This window comes from Bacillus cereus group sp. N12 (assembly GCF_016483575.1).
GTDB classification, from domain to species: Bacteria; Bacillota; Bacilli; order Bacillales; family Bacillaceae_G; genus Bacillus_A; species Bacillus_A toyonensis.
This window is the reverse complement of sequence record NZ_JAEHBO010000131.1, coordinates 1-8,404: the sequence shown is the minus strand read 5'-3', so window position 1 is coordinate 8,404 and position 8,404 is coordinate 1. Positions and strand designations below refer to the sequence as shown.

Sequence of the window (8,404 nt, the reverse complement as noted above, 5' to 3'; positions counted from 1 at the left end):
TCATATTCCCGTATGCATCTCGTTAACCGATGAAAGGTATACTTTTCATCGGTTTTTCTTTTGAATCTTACAAACTTCTCTCTTCAAATGCAACTTAAGCGTAAATTAATTTTTTTGTAAATATGGAACAATGTCATTACTTACACTGTCTATTAAGCGTTGAAACATTTTTTATTTAATAAATTAAGAAAGGAATCATCATTTTTAACTAAGGGAGAAGATTGAATTGAAAAAATTATTGATGCTGTTTTTCATTTGTTTCGCGGTTATGTTAGTAGGGTGTAATAAAAACGAACCGCCCAAACAAGCATTTGAAGAATATGTTAATTTATGGAATGATAAAAAGTTTGCAAATATGTATGATCATTTATCAGATCATGCCAAAAAAACGATTTCTAAAAAAGAATTCACAGAAAAATATCAAAAAATCTATGAGGGGATTGGAGCTAAGAATTTAAAAGTTAAAACGAAAGGAGAGAATACGAAAGATAAAGAACGTTTTCTTTTTGAAGTTAAAATGGATACGGATGGAGGAACAGTTTCATTCATCCATGAAGTAAAACTTGTGAAAGAAAAGGAATCTTGGAAAATAGATTGGACGCCAGACTTCATTTTCCCAGGTATGAAAAAAGATTACAAAGTACGTATGCAAATAGAACAAGGAAAACGAGGAGAAATATACGATCGAAATGGAAAAGGGCTTGCAACGAACGGTAAAGCGTCTGAGGTTGGAATTATTCCAGAGAAACTAGGTGAAACAGCAGCGCAAACGAAAGAAATAGTAGCACAATTACTTGATATGTCTACAGAAGAGGTTGAACAAAAGCTCACAGCGAAATGGATAAAACCAGACTCCTTTGTACCAATTGGCATTTTAAAAGAGGGAACCAGACAGAATGATTATATTGAATTAGAAGGAGTTTCATCTCGCCCAATAAATATTCGTACGTATCCATTAGGAGAAGCAGCGGCACACTTAACAGGATATATAGGAAAGGTGAACGCAGAGGAGTTAAAATCGCTTCAAAAAAAAGGATATCAAGCAGATGATTTAGTGGGTAAGACAGGTTTAGAAAAAGTATTAGAGAATACATTGCGTGGTGAAAAGGGTGGGCGCGTATTTATGGAAGATGAAAACGGGAAAGAGATTAAAAACGTAGCAAAAAAAGAAGCAAAAGAAGGGGAAAATGTTACGTTAACAATTGATGCTGCAATTCAAGAAAAAATCTTTAATGAGATGAAAAATGAAGCAGGATCTAGTGCAGCGGTCAATCCTAAAACGGGTGAAACAATCGCACTTGTAAGTAGCCCTGCTTATAATCCAAATATAATAGTTAGAGGAGCGTCAAAAGCCCAAAGAGAAGCATGGAATAACGACTCTAAACTGCCAATGATGAATCGCTTCACAAAAGCATTTGTACCAGGTTCTGTATTTAAAACGATTACAGGTGCAATTGGTTTGGAAACGAAAACATTAAATCCTAAAGAAGAATTTAAAATTCAAGGATTGAAGTGGACAAAAGATTCATCGTGGGGAAATTATTATGTAACACGTGTGAAGGAAGCTAGTCCAATTGATTTTGAAAAGGCAATGAAGTACTCTGATAATATTTATTTTGCTCAACAAGCTTTGAAAATGGGGAAAGAACAGTATGTAAATGAATTTAAGAAGTACGGATTTCATGAAAAATTACCAATCGAATACGAATTTCCTATTTCAACAATTGCAAAAGATGGGATAAAAAATGATATTCAACTAGCAGACACGGGATATGGACAAGGACAAGTATTAATGACGCCACTTCATTTAGCATTAACATATGCACCGATTGTGAATGAAGGGAATATTCCGTTGCCTCATCTGTTAAAAGAAGCAAAAGTAGCGGGGAATTGGAAAGAAAACGTGGTCTCTAAAAAGAATCAAGAGATAGTAAAGAGTGCATTAATAAAAGTTATTAATGACCCTGACGGCGCTGGGAGAATTGCTAAGGTTGATGGTGTAACTCTTGCTGGTAAAACCGGTACAGCAGAACTGAAGGAGTCGAAAGAAGCAGACGGAAAAGAACTTGGATGGTTTGCAGCGTTTGATGCAAATGCGCCAGACATGATTGTTACCATGATGATTGAAGATGTAAAAGGAAGAGGGGGCAGTAATGTTCCAGGTGAAAAAGTAAAACATGTTTTTCAGAAATAACACTAGATTATAAGGTGAAATCTTTTACTATATATATTATATGTATGCTTAACTCAATAGTATAAATTGGGCAAAACAAAGAACAATTAAGTTTTAAAAAAAGCATTCTCCCTACTTGAGAATGCTTTTTCTATGTTATTGTGGTTCTAAAAAGTTGATATCTTATCATTTTCATTATTTAAATCAAATTCTATTGTTTCAAAAGTGATTTTTGAAATAGTATTTGCAAGTACGGGCTGAATATAGAGTCTGTCATCGAAGAGAATGTAAAGGTGATTATGTAATAAAATGTATTGCATACCTTTACATTTTTCAGGAGAATTCTTCTATCAAAAAAAGATAAACAATGGAACAAATGAAACTTGTATCATGTCTATATATTGAAACCATATTAAAAGTGAGGGCAGTTTTATGTTTATTCAAATAAGTTTGAGGTGTGGAAATGGAACAGAAGTTTATTGAAAAATGTAATCATGATGAGCTTGACTATGTTATTAAAGACTATTGGCAAGATGTATGGAATTATTCATTTATTATTACGAAAGATCCACACTTATCAGATGACATCACACAAGATGTCTTTATAAAGGTTTTTAAACATTGGCATTCGTTTCGAAAGGAGTCATCTATTAAAACGTGGATATTAAAAATTACAAGAAATACAGCGATAAACTATTTGAAATCCTCTTATTTTAAAAGGATATCCTTAGTGGGATTTTTTAGTGACGACAAGCAGTCTTCCTCGGCAGAACAAGAGTTTTTTAAGCAAGAGGAACTAAATGAACTGTGGGATGTTGTATTAAAATTACCTAAAAAACACCGTGAAATACTAATACTGGACGCGAAATATGAATTATCTTATGAAGAAATGGCTGAAACATTAGGTGTATCAATTGGAACAGTCAAATCTAGATTAAGCCGAGCGAGAAGCAAAGTTTCAAAACTAATAGGGGAGGGTAGTAGTGATGAACAGTAAAAAAAATCCTGACTGGTATAGTAAATTGAAAAAAGGCCCAATGGAGCATCGGAAAGATGAAGAAGAATTTATTTATAAAATAAAGCAATCGGTATATCAAAATAGTGAAGTAGATTCTGTAAAAAATAAGAGACCATTTCGTAAAAAAGCATTGTCTGTTGCAGTTGTTTTGGTTTGTACTATGTTATTTTTTATTGTTCAACAACCTTGGCTTGATGACAATAAATCACCGGTACAAAGTAGTACTCAAATTAAGCCGAAAACAAAAGATGAGTCTGCTCAAGATCCATCATTAAAACAATTTATGAATGATTTATATCAAAGCACAAATTCAAAAAATGAAAATGATTTGTATAGAGCATTAAATGATGAAGTTCTATTTAAAGGGAAGAGTTATAAGAAGGATGAATTGAAGTTTGATGAAGACATTTTTCATGAGTTGCAAGTCGCTCTTACAATGGGGGGAGAATTTGCAAATGATACAAAAAAACTATACAAAGTACCAAGTGGTTTGACAGAAAGTAACCAACCAAAGCAAACGCATTTTATATATGCAACGGTTACTGGAAATAAAACAAAAATTTTAGCTGAACCAAAACGAGAATCACAGGTTGTATATGAAGTATCTAATGAAATGGTAAAAGCTTGGATTCCAGAAAAAGTGCAAAATGATGGATATATAAAAATATCGACAATTAACGGTAACACTGGATATGTACAAAAAGAGTATGTTTTAACTGATATTAAGTATTCATTCATGTTCGAAAAAAATGATAATGGTGAATGGAAAATAATAAATATAGATTCTATATGGTAAAAAAGGAAGGTTCACTTTAATGAACCTTCCTCTTTATTATTATTTTCTTTTTGAAGTGTATGCCAAGACTCTAAAATTTCTGATGTAACGAGAGCAGCAATGTTTTTTTCTGAATTACTACCAGGAATAACGACAGAAATGGCGATTTGTGGATCCTCGGTAGGAGCATATGCAATGAAAAGAGAATGATTTATCATTCTTTCTTGCTCGTTGGGAGAGCCTGTTATACCTGTTTTACCTGCGACATGAAAGGGCAAGTTTTTAATCTCCTCTATATTTTGACTCATTCCACCTTGCACGACACTCCAAAATTTCATAGGATAACGATTTGAACTTTCTAAAATTGGTTTAAACTTTTTTGTTTCCTTACCGTCAGGACTCATAACAGCACTTACGATTTGAGGTTTATATTTATCACCTTTACTTGCCAAAGTTGCTGCATATTGAGCGAGTTGAAGAGGGGTATGCACTTCATTTCCTCCCCAAGAGGCATTTAATAAAGCGGAGATTCCATTTTCAAACTTATTAGATGGATGGAATTCATATTGTCCGTCTTCTTCAAAGGGTAAATCAATCCCGGTTTTAGAACGTAGGCCGAATTGCATTAAATAATCTGTCCATATATGTGCCACTTTTTCTATATTCCCATTATTTTTGTTGAATAAGGGCAGAGCTACTTTTGCAGTCATAAATGTATTAGATGAATTAATGATAGCCTGCCTCGGTGTAATCTCACCTGTTGGCGTTCCAGGTGCATTCGTAATGTTATTTTGATTATCATACTGAAAAGTGCCCTTATCTAAATAAGTATCTTCAGGTTGAAAAAGCTTTTCATTTAATCCAATTAAAATAGTAAGTGGCTTTATAGTAGAGGCCATATTTACATAAGATTCGCCATAATTTAATTTTTGAATTGCTTTATTTTGCGAAAGTGATTTAATGTTTTCATTTTTAGATGATACATGTGTATGTAATGTATTTGGATTAAAAACTGCCGAGTTGGCCATAGTTAAAATTGCGCCAGTTTTTATATCAGTTACTACGACATAACCAGCTTTAGCATCATGTATTTTCTTAATTTGAGATCGTAATGCTTCCTCTGTTTTTTGCTGCAATTTCGAGTCTAAAGCTAGCCGGACATCTTTTCCTCTTTGTACTTTTTGAATGTTCCATGAGAACTTTTTATTATTCATTTTAAAAATCAGAGTTTTTCCGGGTTTTCCTTTTAAATCATTTTCATATTGAAGCTCAACCCCACTTTTTCCCACAGGTCCATACTTAGAATTAAGGTCATTTTCTACATATCCAATTAGCTGTGAACCAATTTCGTGTTTTGGATAATATCGAATCCATTCATCTTTAATTATTACATTATTGGGTTTGTTCTTGTTTATGAATGTAAGTTCACTCTCATTTATGTCAGAGTATAACGGTATATCATTCATAGTCTGCTTTTTACAAGATTGTTGTAATTGTGATTTTATGTCCTCTGCAGAAATGTCATGTTGAAACTCGTTTGAAAATTGATTGAAAAAAGCTAATGTGTTTGATGTATCTTGATTCGATAGCTTTTCATCATTAGAAGTGCAATATATAGAATTAACTTTCTTATTTGTAGCTAGTATTACACCATTTTGATCGAAAATTTTTCCTCTTTCAGCTGAAGAAGTTGCGATAGTAATTGAAATGAAGTTGATTTTTACTAAAAGTAGTAAAATCAAACCTACAATAGAAAGAACCGCAAAAAATCTCCATCTTTTTATATGTAACATATAACCCTCCCTTATGTAGCCTATTTCATCTTATAGTTAATTATTTTTTTTGTAAATGTGGAACAACTTTATTACTTAGGTTGTCTATTAAGTATTACAGCATGAGGAAAGGAATAACCAGCATGAAAAGTTACTAGCAAGTCTATGTGTAAGCTTAATATGAGTCATTATACAGTTTAGCATTTCTAATGCAAGCAACAAAAAAATAGAGAGAAAGACAGGAAAGGAGATGTATCAGTTACGCGGCTAAACGAAAAGAAATTGACGCTTACAAGGATGTAGAAAAAAGATAAGACACTATTTATAACTGAATGGTGGTTTCTAATATATAGGGAACGTATTTATTTACTAAGTATTAGTGAGGAGTTCCGGAAGAATTATATGGAGGATTTATGAAAAAACAAAAAGAAAAGAAGCAGCAGACATATATATCTATTCGATTAAATATAATGTTCCTTTGCATATTTCTACTGTTTTCAGCTATTATTATGCAGCTAGGAAAAGTACAAATCGTTGAAGGAGAGGCTTATAAGAACCAAGTGGAAAGCAGTCAAAATGAAATAACTAGTATAGCAGTTCCACGTGGACAAATTCTAGATCGAGAAGGAAAAGCAGTCGTTAATAATAAATCTCTTCGCACAATTACGTATACAAGGGTGAAGGGGATTACGAGTGAAGATATTTTAAAAACAGCAATAGACTTGGCGAAAGTACTTGAAATGCCCGAACAAGATATAAATAAGTTAACCGATATCGATAAAAAAGATTTCTGGATGCAGTTGAATAAGAAACGTGCAGAGACAAAGATAACTAAAAAAGATATAGAAAAGTTTAAAGAAAAGGGAATTGAGGGAAAAGAGTTAGATAAAAAAATTGATGACTTAAGACGAAGTCGCGTTACAGAAGTAGAATTGGCAGAATTAACAGCACAAGATTTAAAGGTGTTAGCTATTAAAAGTAAAATGAGTGCAGGTTATCAACTGACACCACAAATTATCAAAAAAGACGTAACAGATGAAGAGTATGCGCGGATAAGTGAAAAGCTTGAGGAGTTTCCGGGAGTAGATGCAACGGTTGATTGGGAACGTAATTATGTAAATGGTAATTTATTTCGTTCCGTGTTAGGTAATATTACAAGCAGTGAAGAAGGATTACCGAAAGAAAACTTAGATTCTTATTTGGTACGTGGATATAACCGTAATGATCGTGTAGGAAAAAGTTATATTGAACAACGATATGAAGATGCATTACACGGTACAAAAGAAGAAGTGAAAAACATAACTGATAAATCCGGAAATATTGTTAGCACAGAAATAATCTCTAAAGGAAAAAGTGGTAATAGTTTAACATTGACGATTGATATGGAATTACAAAAAAAAGTGGAAGAAAGTATAGAGAAAAACTTGAGAGCTTTTAAGAGTTCAGAGCCACTGTTGGACCGAGCTTTTGTCGTCATGACGAATCCAAATAATGGACAGATTTTATCTATGGCAGGCAAAAAGATTGTAGAAAAAGAAGGGAAAATAGAGATTGAGGATTTGGCTTTAGGTAACATGACAACTTCGTATGAGCTAGGGTCAGCTGTAAAAGGTGCTACTTTATTAACTGGATATGAGACAGGGGCAATACATCCAGGAGATCAATTTTATGACGCGCCTATGAAATTTAAAGGTACACAAGCTAAGAAATCATGGAATGTATCTGGATTTGGTAATATTAATGATTTAAGAGCTTTACAAGTATCTTCGAATGTATACATGTTCCAAACGGCCTTACAAATCGCAGGGGTTAATTACGTACCAAATGGTACGTTGGATATTAAACAAGAAGCATTTGATACGATGCGCTATTATTTTAAACAATTTGGTTTAGGTGTCCCAACAGGTATTGATTTACCGAATGAAATAACCGGACAAACGAGAACGGTAGATAGTCAACCTGGGTTTTTACTAGATTTTTCTATCGGTCAGTATGATACGTATACGCCATTGCAATTGGCACAATATATTTCAACGATTGCGAATGGCGGTTATAGAATGCAACCTCAAATTGTACAAGAAATACGAGAACAATCAATAAAAGAAGAAGAGGTTGGCAAAGTTATACGCTCTATAGAGCCTGTCGTATTAAATCGAGTTGATATGAAGACAGAACATATTGATCGGATAAAAGAGGGGTTTAGATGGGTATTCCAAGAAGGTGATGGAACTGGCGTGAAACATTTCAAAAATGCTCCATATAAACCAGCAGGAAAGACGGGGACAGCTCAAACTGTATATGGTGGAGATGATCCAATTGGTAGAAATGCAAAAGGAGAACGTATGGAATGTTACAACTTAACGTTAGTTGGATATGCTCCATTTGATAATCCAGAAGTAGCATTTTCTATAGTAGTTCCATGGCTTCATGATGATAAAAGCGGAATTAATTCTATAATTGGAAAGGAAGTTTTAGATGTATACTTTGATTTAAAAAAGCAACGTATACATGGTGAAGCTACTAATACAGATAGTTCGAATCAAAATTAGTAAAATGTGTGTACTTTTCTCAGGGAAAGAGACCCTGTGTATTGGTCTTATCCCTGTCAAGTAGACAGTATTAAAAAGACTAAGCAGCCATCGAGATTCGATATTCTATCGGAGCTC

General features: G+C 33.4%; 5 protein-coding genes. 4 read left to right on the top strand and 1 reads right to left on the bottom strand.

Annotation, left to right across the window (positions count from 1 at the left end):
* Positions 1-226: 226 nt before the first annotated feature.
* The 3 genes from JDS92_RS28715 to JDS92_RS28705 all read left to right on the top strand — a co-directional run bounded on the left by JDS92_RS28715 (position 227) and on the right by JDS92_RS28705 (position 3,987).
* Entirely contained in the window at positions 227-2,194 is a 1,968-nt protein-coding gene (locus JDS92_RS28715; RefSeq protein WP_199632946.1) for a penicillin-binding transpeptidase domain-containing protein, read from the top strand.
* 442 nt (positions 2,195-2,636) lie between these two features.
* On the top strand, positions 2,637-3,170 hold the full coding sequence (locus JDS92_RS28710; protein ID WP_000435492.1) for an RNA polymerase sigma factor: 534 nt from the start codon (positions 2,637-2,639) through the stop codon (positions 3,168-3,170).
* Positions 3,160-3,987, top strand: a complete 828-nt coding sequence (locus JDS92_RS28705; RefSeq protein ID WP_087969230.1) for an SH3 domain-containing protein — start codon at positions 3,160-3,162, stop codon at positions 3,985-3,987. The genes JDS92_RS28710 and JDS92_RS28705 overlap by 11 nt, the downstream gene beginning before the upstream one ends.
* Positions 3,988-3,998: 11 nt before the next feature.
* On the opposite strand, the gene JDS92_RS28700 is transcribed toward JDS92_RS28705, so the two are convergent.
* On the bottom strand, positions 3,999-5,759 hold the full coding sequence (locus tag JDS92_RS28700) for a peptidoglycan D,D-transpeptidase FtsI family protein (RefSeq protein WP_199632945.1): 1,761 nt from the start codon (positions 5,757-5,759) through the stop codon (positions 3,999-4,001).
* 392 nt (positions 5,760-6,151) lie between these two features.
* Between JDS92_RS28700 and JDS92_RS28695 the strand changes: the two genes are divergently transcribed.
* Positions 6,152-8,287 (top strand): peptidoglycan D,D-transpeptidase FtsI family protein, encoded by a 2,136-nt coding sequence (locus JDS92_RS28695; protein ID WP_199632944.1) that lies wholly within the window; start codon positions 6,152-6,154, stop codon positions 8,285-8,287.
* The last annotated feature ends 117 nt before the right edge of the window (positions 8,288-8,404 follow it).

Coding starts and splice junctions, on each gene's coding strand:
- JDS92_RS28700 (WP_199632945.1), bottom strand. CDS start 5,759: ATGTTACATATAAAAAGATGGAGATTTTTTGCGGTTCTTTCTATTGTA.
- JDS92_RS28705 (WP_087969230.1), top strand. CDS start 3,160: ATGAACAGTAAAAAAAATCCTGACTGGTATAGTAAATTGAAAAAAGGC.
- JDS92_RS28695 (WP_199632944.1), top strand. CDS start 6,152: ATGAAAAAACAAAAAGAAAAGAAGCAGCAGACATATATATCTATTCGA.
- JDS92_RS28710 (WP_000435492.1), top strand. CDS start 2,637: ATGGAACAGAAGTTTATTGAAAAATGTAATCATGATGAGCTTGACTAT.